This is a genomic window from Pedobacter steynii (assembly GCF_001721645.1).
Taxonomy (GTDB): domain Bacteria; phylum Bacteroidota; class Bacteroidia; order Sphingobacteriales; family Sphingobacteriaceae; genus Pedobacter; species Pedobacter steynii_A.
The window spans coordinates 2,080,194-2,099,354 of the sequence record NZ_CP017141.1; the positions used below are offsets into that span (position 1 = coordinate 2,080,194).

Here is a 19,161-nt window from a genome sequence, read left to right on the forward strand (position 1 = left end):
TCATGAAAAATATATTAAAATTTCAGATACCTTATTTACATATCCTTATTGGTAGTACAGCGTTGTTATGGACAAAACCGGTCATATGTCAGACACCAAGCAATAATCAGAACTACATCATGGAAGCTACGGTCAGGGTTTCAGGAAAGACCACAGATAGTCAGCTAACTGGATTACCTGTAGGACAAGTGAACCGGACCTTCCAATATGTTGATGGTTTGGGCAGAGCGTTACAGACAGTACAATGGAATGCCAGCCCTGGGTTCAGGGATTTAGTGACCCCGATTGCATATGATGCTTTTGGTCGAGAGGATAAAAAATATTTACCTTACTCGGCTGGAGTAGCCCAAAGTAACGGAAGTTATAAACCAACCGGACTTGCAGAGCAAAACTCATTCTATACCAATCCAGGTACCACTTCAGGCTGGGTTGCTCCAGGAGTAACGACGATTCCGAACAATACCGCCTTTTCCAAAACGGTATTTGAGGCTTCTACTCTAAACCGGGTTTTGGAGCAAGGTGCTCCCGGAGCAATATGGCAACCTGCAGCTACCCGAACGGCAGCAGGAGGAAGAACAGCAGTAATAAATTATGGAACCAATATTAGTAATGAGGTAAAACTATGGACAGTGACCCCAACTGGTGGCGCAAGTACAGCAGCAGCTTACTTACCCGGAAAACTATATAAGACCGTTAGCAAAGATGAAAACTGGCTTAGTGGAAAAACAGGTACAGTTGAAGAATTCAAGGATCTTGAAGGACGGGTGGTATTGAAACGAATCTGGGAAACGGAAACGGTTTCTCTGTCTACTTACTATGTGTATGATGATTTAGGAAACTTGCGTTATGTGATCCCTCCAGCGGTTATTGTAACTTCATTTACGGAAGCAGGAACGGATGTTCCTTTTAACCAGTATATCTATGCTTATCATTATGATGGCAGAAAAAGACTGATTGAAAAGAAACTTCCGGGAAAAGGATGGGAATATCTCCTGTATAACAAAATAGATCAATTGGTAGGAACTCAGGATGCTTTGCAAAGAGCGAAGGCGCCACAGGAATGGACCGTAACAAAATACGATGCACTTGGAAGAATTGTATTGACCGGTATCTATGTTCATCCTTCTAGTACTGCAAATACACCTTACCGGGATGCATTACAGACGATACTCAATGCAGCAACTCAAACTCCTTTATGGGAAGGAAAGCTGATTACTGCTGCACCACATGGCTATACGAGTGTAAGCTGGCCACAAACCGGTATTGCCACAACACTTACGGTCAATTATTACGATGATTATAGTATATACGGTTTAACAGTTGCGCCATATAACCTTTTTGCTTCCTATAGCAACATGACCAAAACATTGCTAACCGCAAGTAAGGTAAACGTACTTGGAACGAGCCATATGCTATGGAAAGTGAATTATTATAATAATAAAGCACAAGTAGTGAGAAGTATCCAGCAACATTATAAAGGAGGAACAGCAGCGTTAACAGTTAACAATTATGATGACATCACCAAAACTTATTATTTCTCTGGTGAGGACAGCACCAGTGTCCGTAAGCATTATGTAAACGGAGTAGAACAGCTTTATGTAGCAAACCGGTTTACTTATGATCATGTGGGCAGGCCAAAGGACACTTACCAGAAAACCGGAGATAATGCGGCAACAACGAATGCGGAGATTTTGTTGAGCAGAAATAATTATAATGAAGTCGGGCAGTTAACAAGTAAAAGCTTGCATAGTACAAACTTGACCACTCCATCTTTTTTCCAGACCATTACTTATGCTTATAACTCAAGAGGCTGGTTAAAGAGCCAGAGTTCACCTTTGTTCACTCAGAACCTAAAATATGAAGAGGTGATTGCAGGGGTAACTTCTCAATATAACGGCAATATCAGTCGTCAGGAATGGGGAGCAGGAAAATACTATAACTATGTCTATGATAGGTTAAATCGGTTGAAATCCGGATTGAGCAGTGATAATAACCATGAAAAGTCAATTATTTATGATGTGATGGGAAACATTCAGGGCATGCAGCGCTATAGCGCAAATGTGTTAACTGATCAGCTGAAATACAATTACACTGGAAACAGGTTAACATCTGTTGGGGACACCAGCACGAACTCCTCAGCAGTTTTTCAACTTCCGGGAACCACTACTTACGCATATGATGCCAACGGTAATATGGTTTCCAGAGCGAATGCAACCAGTACCGCGAACAATATTGCTGCGATCACTTATAATTTTCTAAACCTTCCTGCAACCATGACTGCAGGAACCAATGCGATTACTTATACTTACGATGCGACTGGTGCGAAACTGGGAAAAGCTGTTGGCGCGACTATATTAAATGAATATATTAGTGGTATCCAATATGAGCAGGGGATACTGAAATACCTTCAGACTGCTGAAGGACGCGTAGTGAGAAATAGCCCTACGAATTACAGTTACGAATATACCCTGGAAGACCATTTAGGTAATGGTCGATTGTACTTTGATATTAATGCTGGCGTTGCAAGGAAAATTCAGGAAACGGATTATTATCCTTTTGGGCTGGACATACAGAGGAGCTTGATTGGAACAGAGAATAAATACCAATATAACGGAAAGGAAAAGCAAGATCAGGAGAAAATGTACGATTATGGGGCCAGGTTCTATGATCCGGTAATAGGCCGCTGGAATGTAATAGATCCGCTTGCTGAGCAGATGAGAAGGTATTCTCCATACACTTTCGTGTATAATAATCCATTACGTTTTGTTGATCCTGATGGGATGAAAGGTGATGATTGGGTTAAGTACGAGCTTGATGGTAAATCTTATGCAAAGTGGGATGATAATGTAACTGATCAGGCATCAGCAGAGAAGCTTTATGGAAAAGGATCTTTGTATGCAGGTAAAGAGGGAACTGCCACAACTGCATCTGGGTATAAGATTAACTTAAATTCGGATAAGAGCTGGAGCTATGATCTTCCTCAATTGGATGCCGGGCCAGAAGGACCGTCAATTGCCGAGGCTGTTAGAGGTAATATGGCAACTCTTAATGTGGCAGAAGGCGTCGCAACCGGAACGGCATTATTCGCTGCAGGAACACTTGGGGCAACAGAAAGTGCAACATCATATTTACTTGGGCAAGGTGCAAGAAAAGCTGATCTTTTAGGCAAATTAGCAGAGTATAGCTTTTCTACAGGAAGAGCCACCGCTACAACGCTTACTGAGCAATTGTCTATGGCGGAGATAACATCTAATCCTACCTTGGGAACTGTTTTGAGAAGTGTGGGGCCTATGAAGGATACGAGATGGTTTGGTTGGAGTAAATTGCAATATAGTCATGAAGCACTAGATGGATCTAAAACAACTATTCATTATGTTGGTAAATTTGTTGGTGACGTATTAAAGGCTGTTGATGACTTTAAATTTAAATAGAAATGAAAGTAAAATGTTTATATAAAACTGGGTTTGATTTACGTCCCTACGAGAACAAACAATTGTTAAATGAGCAATTTGGACGTTTTGGTGCAAGTGGCAATTCCATATATGGAGGAATAACTATAGGACAGGAATATTTAGTAATGGGGATTGTTGTTTTTGAAAACTATCAGGGCTACTTAGTTGATGAAGGATTGATTTCTGTATGTCCTTGCCAACTATTTGAAGTTACTGATGAGAAGGTAAGCGCTAATTGGCATATTCGAACGATTGAGAAAGATGAGGATATTTATCCTTATATACAAATGGTGATTGGCTACCCAGAGTTCTGTTCTGATAAGATGGCCTACGATAAGTTAATCGTGGAAAAAGAAGAGGAAGCACAGCGAATTTATTTCAGACGGAAAATCGAATTGGAGCAAGATCTGTAATATATTTCACTAGCTTAAGTGTTTGCTACCTGTTAGCATTTAAATTAGCCCGGAGCTTATCCGGGCTTTGTTGTTTTATTGAAAAGCTTGTTTAGTCTTAAAGTTCTGTATGTATGTATCAATGACGTTGAACAGGATGCTTTTGGTCTCGGCATCCATTTTCTGAATGTCGTTAATGCGATCTACGATTTCTTTATCATAAGAGGCATTTTCTCCTTCTCCGATCAGAAAGTCCGTGGTAACATAATCTAAATAACCTGCATCGCCTTTACAATCCTTCAATCCCCAACTTTGCCGCGAGTTCATTCAGGTCATTCACCACCACATCAATTAACGGAATGCCCTGAACTTTGCGTTCCTGTTCAAAAGCATACTCCGGTTCACCGGGAATGATCACTTTTTTATCCGGATCAACAGTCTTTGCCGATTTAAAACGTTCAATCCAGTTGTCTAAATGATTTTTAAAATCCTCCGCAGGACGGAAACCATCAATTCGCATTGCGCCAAAGAAATGACCGATACCTTCCCCAACCGGGTTTGCCGAAGGCTCCAGAAAGGCCACAAAAGGAGGTACCCAGGGTCCATAATTGGCACCTGAAAGCACCGCTGATAAAATGTCAACCGTAGCACTTAAACCATATCCTTTATGACTTCCATGATCTTTGTCGCTACCAAGAGGTAGGAGTGAACCCCCATCTTTTAGTTGATGCGCACTTGTAGAAGAATTTCCATCTTTATCCTGTACCCAGCCCTCAGGAATGGGCATGTTTGCTCGCTGAGCAATTTCCAGTTTCCCATTTGCAGCTGCTGCGGTGGCCATATCCACAACTAAGGGAGGATATTTTCCGGCAGGAAAAGCATAGCACATCGGGTTAGTCCCCAATAGTCTTTCATTGGCATAAGTAGGGGCCACAAGCGGACTGGCATTGGTCATGCTGATTCCGATCATATCCTGTTCTACAGCCATTAATGCATGGTATCCTGCAATCCCAAAATGATTGGAATTTTTTACTGAAACCCACCCGCTACCATAAATTTTAGCCTTCTCAATGGCCACTTTCATGGCAAAAGGCGCAACCACTAATCCCAATCCTGCATCACCATCTACCGTAGCTGTAGTTGCCGTTTCATACACTACTTTAACATTGGGTGTGGCATTGATCCGTTCCTTCTCCCATAGCCTCACATAGCCACTCAAACGGGCAACCCCATGAGAATCGATTCCCCTCAGGTCAGATTTTAATAAGACATCTGCTGCCAGCTGTGCATCAACCTCAGGACATCCCATTTTCAGGAATACGTTTTCTGTAAAATGACGTATTTTTTGTTCGGTAAAGGTGTGGAAAATCATTATGATGAAGCAAAAAGGACCGTAAACTGATGGTCTAAAGGTTTGAAATTAAGAATCAGAGAATTGATAAAGTCATCTCCATAGAGTACATACATAGGGGCGATGTTTAACACACGCTCCTGCAAGACTCCGGTAGGGAACAACTTTTCTTTTAAATTGTCAATCTGGGTTAATGAGGTATCATGCTTGCGCTTTTCTGCCCTTAGCATTTTTTTCTCCAGATTGGTAATGAGTTTTAAGGCCCTTGTTTTAGCCGCATCGGCAGATTGAGAAAGTGTTTTGTCGATCTTGTAAGCATTGAGCTTAATCTGATCAAATACTGCCCTGATGGCACGCTCTTCATCGTCCAGCGACAACTGTAAGGTCACATGTGCTTTAATCCAGTCGTTTTTAAGCGTCAACGGATCTTTAAAAAGATTGGTATGATTGATTCCCAGAATCTGCATCCTTACTTCACTGCGTTTATCAATAACCAATGCAGAGTTGCGAAGTAACAATACCGGGAAATCTATTTTATAATAATCAAAATTTGCTTTCAGTTGTAGCCAATAGGTAACTTCAGCACCTCCACCAATATAGGCCAGGTTGGGTAGGATCACCTCCTGATATACCGGTCTCATCACCACATTCGGACTAAATCTTTCCGGGAAATTAAGGATTTCCTGTTGCAGCTCGGCTTCCGTAAAACGGATGTCCGTGTTCATCACCTTATAAACCTGATCTTCCTCTACAATCCGTTCCCGAAGCTGGTCGGTCATATAAAAGAAATTGATCTCTCTCGGATTGACCTGGGTTTTATAGCCTTTTTCTTCCAATGCCGCATTGCTGGCCGAAATGTGCTGAAAACTATGTTGTCCGGTAATATCTGCTTCAATAATATCTGCAAATTGTTTCTTAAGCTCATGTTCGTCTGCATCTACGCAAACTAAACCGTACTTCCCGAATAGCCCATCTACCAGTTCACGTGTGGCATCAGAAAGTTTATCATGGCTGGTATACGCATGTTCTACCATTTCAGATAGCTTTAAGCCATTTTCACTGATCCCCAGATAACCTTTATAGGCAATGAGTACCTCTGTGATGTCTTTTGTACTTAACCTTCCTGTAGCGCCTGCTGCCTTCTTGTTCCAGGTCAGCATTCTGTCCTCAATTTTCACATGATTGATTTCTTCAAAATCATGATCTTCCGTAGCCATCCAATAAACAGGTACAAAATTATACTGCGGAAATTGCAGCTTCAATTCTTTTGCAAGATTGATAGCCGTAATGATCTTATAAATGAAATAAAGGGGGCCTGTAAATATATTGAGCTGATGACCGGTAGTAATGGTAAAGGTCCGGTCATCAGCCAGAAGGTTAATGTTTTGGGCAACTAAAGCTGATGGCTTCATGCCTGAATATTGCTTTTGCAGGATCTGGGTCAGTGTAGACCGGTTTCCTTTAAAGCTGCGGTTAGCGATGGCTTTTGCAAAGCCTTCGAAGTCCGGTGTATACTTATAAAAAGTACTTAACTGATCCTTCCCACTGATGTAATCCAGTACAGCGGAGGAGAAGGCATTTGTTTCCTGGTAAGAGATGTATTTGGCCTGCATTGCCACGAATTTAAGTTAATAAACCAGAACTCCTCACATCGCACTTTTATTTTACAATTTGTCCATATAGATCGAAGTCCTCCGCTCTGTCAATCTTCACGTTAACAAAGCTTCCATTGGCTGCGTAACCTGTCGCAGCATCAATTAAAACCTCATTATCAACCTCCGGAGAGTCAAATTCTGTACGTCCGATAAAGAAATCACCCTCTTTTCTATCCACCAGAACTTTATAGGTTTTTCCTACTTTTTCCTGATTGATATCAAATGAAATTCCCTGTTGTAATTCCATAATGGCATCCACACGTTCCTGTTTTACTTCTTCAGGTACGTCATCCACCAGGTTATGGGCATGGGTTTTTTCCTCATGAGAATAAGTGAAACATCCCAGTCTGTCGAACCTGGTCTCTTCTACCCAGCTCAGCATTTCTTCAAAATCCTGTTCTGTTTCGCCCGGATACCCACAAATTAAAGTGGTACGCATAGCGATATTAGGCACTTTATCTCTGATCTGGTTAACGATATCTATAGTTTTTTGTTTCGTAATCCCGCGACGCATAGATTTCAACATGTTATCCGTAATATGCTGTAATGGCATATCCAGATATTTACAGATGTTCTCACGCTCATTCATGGCATCCAGAATTTCCATAGGGAAACCTGAAGGGTAAGCATATTGTAACCTGATCCATTCAATTCCGGCAACATCAGAAAGGCGTCTTAACAACTCGTCCAGATTACGTTTTCCGTAAATATCCAGACCGTAATAAGTCAGATCCTGAGCAATCAGAATCAGTTCTTTTGTTCCGTTAGCAGCAAGAATTTTTGCTTCATTCACCAACTCCTGCATATCGCGGGAAACGTGTTTTCCACGCATTAAAGGAATGGCACAGAAAGAGCAGGGACGGTTACAGCCCTCTGCAATTTTGAAATATGCGAAATGAGAAGGAGTGGTCAGTAACCTTTCTCCAATCAGCTCGTGTTTGTAATTCGCACCTAAGGAATGTAGAATGTTATTTAAATCGTTGGTGCCGAAAAAAGCATCTACATTGGTAATCTCTGATTCCAACTCGGGTTTGTACCTTTCAGACAAACATCCGGTAACAATTACCTTTCCTATTTTTCCAGCTTCTTTAAGCTCACTGTATTGCAGGATGGTATCGATAGATTCCTGTTTTGCATTGTCGATAAAACCGCAGGTATTGATGACTACAATATCGTCCTTACCCATTTTATCAGATTCATGAACCACATCCATGCTATTGCCGCGAAGCTGCCCCATTAAAACTTCTGAATCATAAAGGTTTTTGGAACAACCCAAAGTAATGACATTGATTTTAGGTTTTTTAACAGGGATAATCTTAGATACGGTTTTTGTATTCATGTGTGTTTTTTATCTTGAAGCAGATCAGTTAAATGATGTTTAATTAAATAAACTGTCTACAAAAGCTTTTTTGTCAAATAGTTGCAGGTCGTTTACGCCTTCGCCAACGCCTATGTATTTTACCGGAATTTTAAACTGATCGGAAATTCCGATCACAACACCACCTTTGGCAGTGCCATCCAGTTTGGTAATGGCCAATGCATTTACATCGGTTGCCTCTGTAAATTGCTTGCATTGTTCAAAGGCATTCTGCCCGGTTGAACCGTCCAATACCAGAAGTATTTCATGTGGGGCATTCGGAATTACCTTTTCCATCACATTTTTTATCTTGCCCAATTCATTCATCAGGCCTATCTTATTGTGCAGACGTCCCGCAGTATCGATGATCACAACATCCTCACCATTTGCTACCGCTGATTGCAAAGTGTCAAATGCTACGGAAGCAGGGTCAGAACCCATAGCCTGTGCCACTACACGTACACCAACACGCTCGCCCCAGAGTTTAATCTGTTCTACAGCCGCCGCTCTGAATGTATCTGCCGCACCCAAAACTACCTTCAGGTTTTCTGCTTTAAGTTTATGTGCCAGCTTGCCAATGGTGGTCGTTTTACCTACCCCATTTACCCCAACAACCATAATGACATAAGGCTTATGCTGTCCGTATTCAAATTTACGGAAGTCATTGCTGTTGTTCTCCGATAATAGCAGTTGAATCTCATCCCGCAGCAGGTGGTTCAGCTCGGAAGTCGATAGGTACTTGTCCTTAGCTACACGGTTTTGTATACGATCTATAATTTTTAAGGTAGTACTTACCCCAACATCAGAAGTAACCAAAACTTCTTCCAGATTATCCAGTACATCATCATCTACAGTCGACTTACCGGCAACTGCCTTGGTGATCTTGCTGAAAAAGCCTTCTTTAGTTTTCTCTAATCCCTTGTCTAGAGCTTCCTGCGCTTCCGGAGCGGTTTCCTTTTTCTTGAAAAAATCGAATAAACCCATACGAATGTATAACTAAACAAAAAAAGCCCTCCCATTTAAAAGGGACGGCTTTAATATAATTAAATATTAAAATTATTTTTTAGATGCAGAAATAGCATCTTGAACGTGATCGTTGTGAACAATAACTTCTTTGAAAGAATAAGCACCAGATTTAGGTGATTTAGTCATTGTAATAACTTTTGAATATTCTTTTCCTTTTCCCGTTTTAAGGGTTGCAACTACCTTTTTTGCCATGATCTAAATAGATTGTATTTAGTTAAATACTAAATGTATTACTTAATTTCTTTATGTACAGTTACCTTTTTCAAAACTGGATTGAATTTTTTCAATTCTAATCTCTCAGTAGTGTTTTTACGGTTTTTAGTAGAGATATATCTAGACATACCAGGCATGCCACTAGTTTTATGCTCCGTACACTCTAGAATAACTTGTACTCTGTTACCTTTTTTTGCCATTTTATTAATCTTAAGGTCGATTCACATCAACCATTGTTATTTACAAATATCCTTTTTTCATGAAGCGGTTGATCGCCTCAGTAATACCAATTTTATTGATGGTTTTGATAGCTGAAGTAGAAACTTTCAGTGTTATCCAACGATCCTCATCAGGAATATAAAATTTCTGAAGTTGTAAGTTGGGATAAAACTTACGCTTAGTTTTAACGTTTGAGTGAGAAACATTAAAACCTGTCATTGCCATTTTTCCGGTTAAATCACAAACTCTAGACATGCCTTTAAATATAGTGTGTTAATTGTTCTTTCTTAATTTTTTAAGAGTGTGCAAATATCAATAAAATATTTGTAATCATCAAGTAGGTTTCTAAAATTTTTTCAATTTATTTACAGCACGTTGTGAACTGTAGCTTAGATTCCCGTTGAATATGCTCCTGGGCCGCAATATACAACATTTTCCCGGATTAAACGATCACAGCCTCTTCCAGATCGCCTAAAAGGTTCTCGAATTGAAGTACGTAACGCCTGGCGTCATTAATATAATGTACGAGTTCCGGCTGTTCTTCCTTTCCAATCTGTTGTAGCCAGAGCTGCCTGTGTTCCTGTAAATGATATAAAGTAGGGGTTACCCCGTAAGCCTTATGCAGGGTTTTTAACTGCGGATGTTGTACCTCATGAAGTTCCAGATCGGAAATCCCCGGAAGTGCAATAGACTTCATCATAGATACGATAGTCATCGGAAGCAGCACCTCGTAAATTTCCTGAAGCAAGGCCCGGAGGTGCTGATGCTGAGCTTTATGGGTGTCCAGATTCCATTTTAAAGAATCGGTACGGTAATGCTGATTGGCCAGCTCTGCCCGTCTGAGGGTTTCTGAAATCTGGTCGAATAGTTGTTTACTCATAGGTCGCTGCTTGGAGGTAATTAATAGACAATCCAACGTGGTATTTGGTTTAAAAAGAAAACGTTAATGCTGCTAAAACCTGTGATTAAAATTTTGTTAGCTTTCTAATAAAGTTATATTTGAGTTTTAGTTGATGAAATAAACCAAATCATGCAAATTAATTCTTTTGAAGAGTATCAGGAAACTTACAAATTGAGCGTTGACCAGCCCGAACAGTTCTGGGCCGGTATAGCAGACAAATTTTTGTGGAGAAAAAAATGGGACAAAGTATTGTCCTGGAACTTCTCCGAACCAACCATTAAATGGTTTGAAGGGGCAAAGTTAAATATTACCGAAAACTGCCTTGACAGACACCTTGCAGAAAATGGAGATAAACCGGCCATTATCTGGGAACCAAATGATCCTCAAAAGGATAGTATTACCCTAAGCTATAAAATATTACATGAGCAAGTGTGCCGCTTTGCAAATGTTCTGAAAAAAAACGGCGTTAAAAAAGGAGATAGGGTATGTATATATATGCCCATGGTGCCTGAACTTGCAGTTGCTGTTCTTGCCTGTGCAAGGATCGGAGCAGTCCATTCTGTAGTTTTTGGTGGTTTCTCTGCCAAATCTATTGCCGACAGGATCAATGATGCCGAATGTAAGGTAGTGATCACTGCCGATGGTGCCTTCAGAGGAAACAAACAAATTCAGTTGAAAGAAGTGATTGACGATGCCCTGATCGGTTGCCCGACCGTGGAACGTGTGATCGTGTTAACGCATACCCGTACACCGGTATCCATGCTGAAAGGCCGTGATATCTGGTGGGAGGATGAAATAAAACTGGTAGATACCAATTGCCCGGCCGAAGAAATGGATGCCGAAGACTTGTTATTTATATTATATACCTCCGGCTCTACCGGGAAACCTAAAGGAGTAGTACATACCATTGGCGGGTATATGGTCTATGCCGGATATACTTTCTCCAACGTATTTAACTACCAGAAAGACGAAGTGTTTTTCTGTACTGCTGATATCGGCTGGATCACAGGTCATTCTTATATCGTATATGGTCCGCTTTCTCAGGGAGCAACGACCCTGATGTTCGAAGGAATTCCAACCTATCCGGATGCTTCCAGAATGTGGCAGGTGGTAGAAAAACATAAAGTAAACATATTATATACTGCACCAACAGCGATCCGTTCCTTAATGAGCTTTGGACTGGAGCCGCTGAATGGCATCGACATGAGTTCTCTTCGTGTCCTTGGATCGGTAGGTGAACCGATTAATGAAGAAGCATGGCACTGGTTTGATGAAAACATCGGAAAAAGCAAATGCCCGATCGTAGACACCTGGTGGCAAACAGAAACTGGTGGAATTATGATTTCCCCGATTGCCTATGTAACCCCAACAAAGCCTAGTTTTGCTACTTTACCATTGCCAGGTATCCAACCGATCCTAGTAGATGAAAACGGAAATGAGATCGAAGGAAACAACGTAAGCGGAAACCTTTGTATTAAATTTCCATGGCCTGGAATGTTGCGCACCACTTATGGAGATCATGAGCGTTGTAAACTGACCTATTTCTCTACTTATGAAAACCTTTATTTCACTGGTGATGGTTGTCTGAGAGACGAGGATGGTTATTATAGAATTACAGGTAGGGTAGATGATGTCATCAACGTATCTGGTCACCGTATCGGTACTGCTGAAGTGGAAAATGCGATTAATATGCATGCCGGAGTGGTGGAAAGTGCGGTCGTTGGCTTCCCCCATGAAGTAAAAGGTCAGGGAATTTATGCTTTTGTGATCTTCCCGAACCACCATGAAGATGCTGACCTGACGCGTAAGGATATCCTTCAAACCGTAACCCGTGTAATTGGTGCGATTGCAAAACCTGATAAGATTCTTTTTGTAAGCGGATTGCCCAAAACACGTTCTGGTAAAATTATGAGACGGATCCTAAGGAAAATTGCCGAAGGAGATACTTCCAACCTTGGAGACATTACTACCTTGCTGGATCCGGCAGTAGTAGAAGAAATCATTGAAAAATCTCAGAAGTAAGATTTTTAATAGATTAAAGAAGCCCGCTGTTGAATAAACAGCGGGCTTCCTTTTTATTGTGTAGAAGAAACACTGAAATTTACCTTTTCAGGGCTCTTATTGAAATGACCCTGGTACCAATCCTTTAATAACTGTGTCTTAAATTTCTGTTCGCTATTCACTCCTCTGATTAGTGTTTTAGCCGCAGCGGTCCCGTCCACACCATTTCTTGCTTCATAAAGCACATAATCAATCAAAGTATGGTCTTGTGCTTTTGGACCTTTAAAAGCCAGCATTTTTCCATCTTTTCCGATGATAAAAGGAACCATTGTCGATTCTTTTAAGGCAGCAAAGAACTTTTTAGAAGCTTCATTCCGAACAAGGAAATAACTATTTTGACCAGTGTTCTTTTGATCATCAGCAGTCCATGCTGCCTGATCTGTCCCAATATAGAAGTCTGCAAATACCACATCTGAATATTTGGCAAAGCGTTTTTTTAATGCAATATAGTCTTCGTTCTTTTCTCCCGGCGGGCGATTTGATTTATTTGCCCATACATAGAAATAAACTGTCTTTCCTGCATATAAGCTGGCAAAACTATGTTTCTTCCCTTCCTGGTCTGCTAGCTGGAATGAAGAGACATTCATTTCTGTATGGTTATTGTATCCTTTCACAACAGTTTTAACGAGGCCTTTAATCACCATGGTGCAGGAACTTTGGAACAGCGAAAGTAAAATAAGGGAGGCGTAAAATATTTTTTTCATATCAGTTTGTGTTGTTTTATAAGTTGGAAATCAGGAAATCCCTTATCATACTAGATGAAAAGAACTGGCCAAAGGTTACATGAAATCAAACAAAAATTTTCCAAAGCTGTTATTATGGTATCTATTTATTGTTAACATTAAAAAAACGGATCATGGATAAGTTAGAATTAAAAGGAAAATGGAATGAGATCAAGGGTAAAGTAAAACAAGCTTATGCGGATCTTACAGATGATGATTTGAAATATGAAGAGGGGAAAGATGAGGAGTTGTATGGAAAGTTACAACAGAAAACAGGAAAGACCCGTGATGAACTGGTCACCTGGATCAAATCATTGTAACAATTGATCATAAAAAAAGCCCTTGCTGTAAATTTGCAGCAAGGGCTTTTCCTTTGATACTTTTAATAAAGGTCGGGACCAGCCCGGAAAATCAGTTCTTAATAACCAAATATCTGTTCTAATGTCAATTTGTTAACCGTTCCAAATTTCTGCATATCCTCTAATTTTACCTTTTTCTCTGAAGCAACAATGCAATAATTATAAGGCTTATTGGCTACATTATTGGTATGGAAAGCTTTGATATCTGTAAAAGTTAAGGGTTTCAGTTCATTGTATTCATCAATTCTGCCATCATGATCTATTCCCAGTTTTTTATTGGCAAAATAACTGGCAATGATGCCATCTTTACTGATCCTGTCCGTTTCAATTACATTCATTGCATTGTATTTGGAGGCTTCAAATGATTTAGCCGACTCTGGCAGATCAGTCAACAACTCGTTCATCCCTTTTACCGCATCATTCATCTTGTCGGCCTGGCTGCCAACATAAGCTACCATTGCGTATTGTTTGTCTGCTCTGTCTGGAGCCGAATACACTGCAAAAGTAGAGTAAGCCAATGCCTTAGATTCCCTGATGGTCTGGAAAACAATGGAGCCCATACCACCGCCAAAATAGCTATTGAACAGGTTCACTTTGCCTGCAAGATCGGCTTCATACTTACCGGCGTTTCTTACCCACCGGATCTCTGACTGCACCATATCGTAATCTGCAAAATAAACCTGATTGGTTGTATTATTGGTATAAACGAATTTTTTTACCGGAGGCTCAGGCGTAAAGGTTGCCGGAAGTTTATGCAGCTTCGTGATGTTCGCTGTAAATTCAGCTAAATCCTGCGGCCCATAATAAGTGATGGTATGTTCAAAGTTATTCACATTATGCAGAATAGCCAGTAAATCTGCAGAGGTAATGTTATTGACCTCATTATTCGTTAAAGTATAATTGGAAGGATTGCTGGCTCCATATTGTGCATAACTCATTAATCCGTTCAGGATCATTGCTTTATTTAGTTTGTTGTTTTCTCTGGATTTCAGTATTCTGCTTTTCAGTCCGGTCAAAGCTTCTTCATTGGGCTTACAATTGGCTAAAATGTGCTCTACCAGGGTAACAGCCTTATCGAAGTTTTCCTGTAATCCGCTGATATTGATAGTTGCTACTTCATTACTTACCGAGAAAGTATAGTTACAGGCAATGTTATAAAATTCCTTGCTGATTTCTTCCGCACTATATTTATCTGTAGCCAGGAATGCAAGGTACTGAGCAGCATAAGGCATTAGTTTATTATTCCATGCACCCATCTCAAAACGGTAAGTTAACCGGAAAATGCTGTTTTCTTTGTTTTGCACTTCAATTACGTCAGCGATTCCTGCTTTACCAAAAGAAAGGTCTTTCTGGTAGTCCAGGAACTTAGGCGCAATCTCTGTGGAAGGCATGGCCAATAAATTCTTTGCAAAAGGAGAGGTTTCGGTAGCATTGGTCTTTACCGGGGTAATGGCCGGTTTCTCTACTTTTGCAATGCTTTTGTCTTCGCCTTTATGCTTATAAGTGATGACATAATTGTCTTTAAAAAACTGATTGGCAAAGTCTGTTACCTGCTTTTTAGTCAGCTTTGCCATGGCATCTTGTCCGCCTAAAGACTTATCCCATTTAGTGGCGCGATTCAGAATAAATTCATTGGTAATCGTCTCCACGCGAAAATCATTGTTATCGAAAGATTGCAATAAACTTAATTTTTGATTGGCAACTGTAGCTTTGATCAGGCTTTCATCAAATTCTCCTTTTTTCAGAATATTGATCTGGTCCAGCAGCAGTTGTTTGGCTTGTTCTAAAGTCTGCCCTTGTTTAGGCTGAGCGTTCAATGTAAAGACGCCATAATCTTTCATTTGCTGATAACCTGCACCTGCACGAAGCACGCTTTGCTGTTTGTTCAGGTTGATGTCAATCAAACCGGCTTTCCCATTTGCAAGGATGCTGGAGATCAGATCCAGTAGTAAACTTTGATTGCTGTTCTCTGCATATCCTCTGTAAGATAGGCGAACGCTTTCTGCACTTGGACCATAGATGTCCAGTTTTTGGATTTTTGTCAGAGGTTTTTCCGGAGCAGGCTGATACAGTTCCACTGGTTTATTCTGCATGAAAGAGAAAGACTGATCTACTTTTTTAATCATTTCATCCGGATTGAAATCTCCCGCCATAGCCAGTGCCATGTTGTTCGGGACATAATATTTGTTGTAATATTTTCTGATTTCTACCAAAGAAGGATTTTTGAGGTGCTCTATTGTTCCAATGGTGGTCTGCTGGCCATAATTATGGGTAGGGAATAACAATTCTGCCGTTTTCTCTTCTACCTTCCAGGCATCCTCATCCAGTCCGCGGTTTTTCTCCTCATAAACAGCTTCCAGTTCAGTATGAAAAATACGGAAAATAGGATTGTGGAAACGTTCTGCCTGTAAAGCAAGAAACTTATCTGTCGCATTGGAAGGAAAATCTTCATTATAAACCGTTTCTTCATACCAGGTATGTGCATTGGTGGATTGGCCACCAATCGCTTTCATCATTTTATCATATTCATTAGCAATAGAATAATTCGATGCTTCACCGGAAGTCTGGTCAATCTGAGCATAGATGGCTTTACGCTTTATAGGATCGGTAGTCTTATTGTATTGCTCATAAAGACCGTCAATTTTATCTAATAAAGGTTTTTCTTTCGCAAAATCCAAAGTCCCGAATTTATCCGTTCCTTTAAAAAGAAGGTGCTCCAGGTAATGTGCCAGCCCCGTGGCAGTACGTGGATCTGTATTACTGCCAGCTCTGACACTCATGCGGTATTCAATCTTTGGTTCTTTTGCATTTGCTGATAAAATAACCGTTAATCCATTCTTTAAAGTATAAAAACGGGATTTTGTAGGGTCATTGGTGACGTATTTATACGTATAACCACCGGAGCTTGCCGTTTTCCATTGAAAACCGGATTGAGCCATTATGCTCGTTCCTGTAATCAGAAAACAGGCGAGCAGTAATAATTTCTTCTTCATGTTTAATAAGTTATAACTCAAATATAATCGGGAATGTGCATTATTCCTGAACATTCTCTCGAAATCTTGTATTTTTACAGACATGACGAAACAAAATTCTAAACCTAATATTTTAGTGGTAAACGATGATGGAATCACGGCACCTGGAATCAAAAATCTGATTGATGTGATGAAAGAGCTTGGCCATGTTGTTGTCGTAGCACCTGATGGCCCGCAGTCGGGAATGGGGCATGCCATTACCATCGGAAAACCATTGCGTTTTGATCGCGTTGATCTTTACGAGGGTGTAGAAATGTACAAATGTTCCGGTACTCCGGTAGATTGTGTGAAACTGGCTGTAAATAAGATTTTCAAAGGTAAGAAACCTGATTTATGTGTTTCAGGAATTAACCATGGACTGAATAACTCTATCAATGTGATTTACTCAGGAACGATGTCTGCAGCTGTTGAGGGAGCAATCGAAGGAATTCCTTCCATAGGATTCTCTCTGGATGATTTTTCTGAAGGTGCAGATTTCAGCCATTGCAAAAAGTTTATTAAATCTATCTCTGAAGAAGTATTGAAGCATGGTCTGCCGCAGGCAACCTTATTGAATGTCAACTTCCCGAGAGGAGCGGAGCTGAAAGGTATCAAAATATGCAGACAGGCAAATGCGAAATGGGCAGAAGAGTTTGATGAGCGTAAAGATCCTTATGAGCGGCCCTACTACTGGTTAACAGGTGTATTTCAAAACAATGATAAAGGAGAAGATACGGATGTATGGGCCCTGGAAAATGGTTTTGTATCTGTTGTTCCGGTACAGTTTGACCTCACTGCACACCATGCTATCCCAATTTTAAACTCCTGGACATTTGATGTTAAATAAGGTTAAAGATTCGGTATTTTTAGGTCTGGGGATCGGAATTTTGGTCCCCGGTATCCTTGGAAGTATTGCCTGGTTCCTCATGCACCGTTATGCTTTCCTGGCGAAAGCAGACTTATTGCTGATTGCCTGTATTGCTGCCAATGCCGGATTATTGCATTACTTCTTTAAACTGAATAAGGAAAACCTGGGAAGAGGAATTATTAGTGCTACTTTTTTATGGGCATTTGTGTTCTTTTTCTATAAAATCAATCAATAACGAATCTTAATATATACTGATGAAATACTATCTAGTAGCGGGAGAAGCTTCCGGAGATCTGCATGGCGCTAATTTAATGAAGGCCATTAAAGCGGAAGACGAGTCTGCGAGCTTTCGCTATTATGGTGGTGATAAAATGCAGGCTGAAGGTGGAGAACTCCGTAAGCATTATGCAGAAATGGCTTTCATGGGTTTCACCGAAGTGTTGCTTAACCTGCGCACCATTTTTCGAAACCTGAAAGCATGTAAAGAAGATATTCTGGTTGCTCATCCCGATGTACTGATTTTGATCGATTTTCCTGGATTTAACCTCAAAATTGCCGAGTTCGCAAAGGAACAGGGGATTAAAGTGTGTTATTATATTTCTCCCAAAGTATGGGCATGGAACCAGAAAAGGGTGCTCAGAATAAAAAGGATTGTCGACAAGCTATTTTGTATCCTGCCTTTCGAAGTCGATTTTTATAAGAGTTGGGGAATGGAGGTAGATTATGTGGGAAACCCTTTGCTGGATGAGATCGCACAATTTGTCCCGGATCTGGAATTCAGAAACAGATATAAACTGGATAAAGATATTATTGCCTTATTGCCGGGTAGCAGGAAACAGGAGATTGAACGCCTGTTACCGGATATGTTAAGTGTCACTGCTGCTTTCCCCGGGCAGCAATTCGTGGTCGCGGCAGCACCAAGTTTTGAGGAAGCTTATTACCGTCAGTTTATCCATTCCACAAATGTAACCCTTGTTTTCGGACAGACTTATCAGTTGTTACAGGTTGCGAAGGCTGCGGTTGTGGCTTCGGGTACAGCTACCCTGGAAACTGCTTTATTTCATGTTCCACAGGTAGTGGTTTACCGTGGGGGAGCAATCTCTGTGGCCATTGCCAGGATGCTGGTCAAAATAAAGTTCATCTCGCTGGTCAACCTGATCATGGACCGAAAGGTGGTTACAGAATTGATTCAGGAAGATTGTAATGCCTCACAGATTACCGCAGAGCTGAAAAACCTTCTGGAAGGAGAGGGACGCAAAAAAATGTTAGCGGATTATGCCGAACTATCTGGTAAAATGGGAAGCGCAGGCGCTTCAGAAAGAACAGCAAAACTGATCATTAATTTTCTTAAAGGCTTTAAATCCAATAAAAGCCCGAATCACATTTAGTTTGAGATATTTATTTGAAATTTAGGATTTATTCTTTATCATTGATTTAGTAAAACGTATTAGTTTCGAGCCTGATCATTTACTGCAACCATTAACTAACCTAAATTTAACCAAATATGAATGTCTTTAATTTTCTGATGAATTATCACATAGCTATTTTATAAAACGTATTAGCGTTTAATTTTC

The 19,161-nt window shown here is 40.5% G+C and carries 18 protein-coding genes; 7 read left to right on the forward strand and 11 right to left on the reverse strand.

Annotation, left to right across the window (positions count from 1 at the left end; genetic code table 11):
- Window positions 1–2 precede the first annotated feature (2 nt).
- Both BFS30_RS08600 and BFS30_RS08605 read left to right on the forward strand, forming a co-directional pair.
- On the forward strand, window positions 3–3,431 hold the full coding sequence (locus tag BFS30_RS08600; RefSeq protein ID WP_069378905.1) for a DUF6443 domain-containing protein: 3,429 nt from the start codon (window positions 3–5) through the stop codon (window positions 3,429–3,431).
- A 2-nt stretch (window positions 3,432–3,433) separates the two neighbouring features.
- Entirely contained in the window at window positions 3,434–3,865 is a 432-nt protein-coding gene (locus tag BFS30_RS08605) for a hypothetical protein (RefSeq protein WP_069378906.1), read from the forward strand.
- Between the two features lie 75 nt (window positions 3,866–3,940).
- Here the strand turns inward: BFS30_RS08605 and BFS30_RS08610 are convergent, their stop codons facing one another.
- The 9 genes from BFS30_RS08610 to BFS30_RS08650 all read right to left on the reverse strand — a co-directional run bounded on the left by BFS30_RS08610 (window position 3,941) and on the right by BFS30_RS08650 (window position 10,545).
- Window positions 3,941–4,147 (reverse strand): hypothetical protein, encoded by a 207-nt coding sequence (locus BFS30_RS08610; protein ID WP_069378907.1) that lies wholly within the window; start codon window positions 4,145–4,147, stop codon window positions 3,941–3,943.
- On the reverse strand, window positions 4,134–5,216 hold the full coding sequence (locus tag BFS30_RS08615; protein WP_069378908.1) for an Ldh family oxidoreductase: 1,083 nt from the start codon (window positions 5,214–5,216) through the stop codon (window positions 4,134–4,136). The genes BFS30_RS08610 and BFS30_RS08615 overlap by 14 nt, the downstream gene beginning before the upstream one ends.
- Window positions 5,216–6,808, reverse strand: coding sequence for a bacillithiol biosynthesis cysteine-adding enzyme BshC (gene bshC / locus BFS30_RS08620; RefSeq protein WP_069378909.1), 1,593 nt, complete (start codon window positions 6,806–6,808; stop codon window positions 5,216–5,218). Before bshC ends, BFS30_RS08615 begins: the two co-directional genes overlap by 1 nt.
- 46 nt (window positions 6,809–6,854) lie before the next feature.
- Window positions 6,855–8,189 (reverse strand): 30S ribosomal protein S12 methylthiotransferase RimO, encoded by a 1,335-nt coding sequence (gene rimO, locus BFS30_RS08625; RefSeq protein ID WP_069378910.1) that lies wholly within the window; start codon window positions 8,187–8,189, stop codon window positions 6,855–6,857.
- Window positions 8,190–8,228: 39 nt separating this feature from the next.
- Window positions 8,229–9,191, reverse strand: coding sequence for a signal recognition particle-docking protein FtsY (gene ftsY / locus BFS30_RS08630; RefSeq protein ID WP_069378911.1), 963 nt, complete (start codon window positions 9,189–9,191; stop codon window positions 8,229–8,231).
- A 72-nt stretch (window positions 9,192–9,263) separates the two neighbouring features.
- Entirely contained in the window at window positions 9,264–9,425 is a 162-nt protein-coding gene (locus BFS30_RS08635) for a DUF4295 domain-containing protein (RefSeq protein WP_069378912.1), read from the reverse strand.
- Window positions 9,426–9,463: 38 nt separating this feature from the next.
- On the reverse strand, window positions 9,464–9,646 hold the full coding sequence (gene rpmG / locus BFS30_RS08640) for a 50S ribosomal protein L33 (protein WP_008242799.1): 183 nt from the start codon (window positions 9,644–9,646) through the stop codon (window positions 9,464–9,466).
- A 40-nt stretch (window positions 9,647–9,686) separates the two neighbouring features.
- On the reverse strand, window positions 9,687–9,920 hold the full coding sequence (rpmB, locus tag BFS30_RS08645) for a 50S ribosomal protein L28 (protein ID WP_039866682.1): 234 nt from the start codon (window positions 9,918–9,920) through the stop codon (window positions 9,687–9,689).
- 187 nt (window positions 9,921–10,107) lie between these two features.
- Window positions 10,108–10,545, reverse strand: a complete 438-nt coding sequence (locus BFS30_RS08650; protein WP_069378913.1) for a hypothetical protein — start codon at window positions 10,543–10,545, stop codon at window positions 10,108–10,110.
- A gap of 150 nt (window positions 10,546–10,695) precedes the next feature.
- Between BFS30_RS08650 and acs the strand changes: the two genes are divergently transcribed.
- Window positions 10,696–12,588, forward strand: coding sequence for an acetate--CoA ligase (gene acs, locus BFS30_RS08655; protein WP_069378914.1), 1,893 nt, complete (start codon window positions 10,696–10,698; stop codon window positions 12,586–12,588).
- Between the two features lie 53 nt (window positions 12,589–12,641).
- Here acs and BFS30_RS08660 read toward each other — a convergent pair whose 3' ends face one another.
- Complete coding sequence (locus BFS30_RS08660) at window positions 12,642–13,331, reverse strand: hypothetical protein (RefSeq protein ID WP_157262891.1); 690 nt, start codon at window positions 13,329–13,331, stop codon at window positions 12,642–12,644.
- A 152-nt stretch (window positions 13,332–13,483) separates the two neighbouring features.
- On the opposite strand from BFS30_RS08660, the gene BFS30_RS08665 reads away from it, so the two are divergent.
- Window positions 13,484–13,669, forward strand: a complete 186-nt coding sequence (locus BFS30_RS08665) for a CsbD family protein (protein WP_069378916.1) — start codon at window positions 13,484–13,486, stop codon at window positions 13,667–13,669.
- A 98-nt stretch (window positions 13,670–13,767) separates the two neighbouring features.
- On the opposite strand, the gene BFS30_RS08670 is transcribed toward BFS30_RS08665, so the two are convergent.
- Window positions 13,768–16,701: a M16 family metallopeptidase gene (locus BFS30_RS08670; RefSeq protein ID WP_069382356.1), complete on the reverse strand. Its 2,934-nt coding sequence runs from the start codon at window positions 16,699–16,701 to the stop codon at window positions 13,768–13,770.
- An 82-nt stretch (window positions 16,702–16,783) separates the two neighbouring features.
- Here BFS30_RS08670 and surE point away from each other — a divergent pair, with 82 nt between their 5' ends.
- From surE to lpxB, 3 genes are read left to right on the forward strand one after another with little or no spacing between them, the layout of a single operon-like run.
- On the forward strand, window positions 16,784–17,566 hold the full coding sequence (surE, locus tag BFS30_RS08675) for a 5'/3'-nucleotidase SurE (RefSeq protein WP_069378917.1): 783 nt from the start codon (window positions 16,784–16,786) through the stop codon (window positions 17,564–17,566).
- Window positions 17,556–17,822 (forward strand): stationary phase survival protein SurE, encoded by a 267-nt coding sequence (locus BFS30_RS08680; RefSeq protein ID WP_069378918.1) that lies wholly within the window; start codon window positions 17,556–17,558, stop codon window positions 17,820–17,822. Before surE ends, BFS30_RS08680 begins: the two co-directional genes overlap by 11 nt.
- Window positions 17,823–17,841: 19 nt before the next feature.
- Window positions 17,842–18,975 carry a lipid-A-disaccharide synthase gene (gene lpxB / locus BFS30_RS08685; protein ID WP_069378919.1) on the forward strand — a complete coding sequence of 378 codons (1,134 nt, stop codon included), beginning with the start codon at window positions 17,842–17,844 and terminating at the stop codon, window positions 18,973–18,975.
- The last annotated feature ends 186 nt before the right edge of the window (window positions 18,976–19,161 follow it).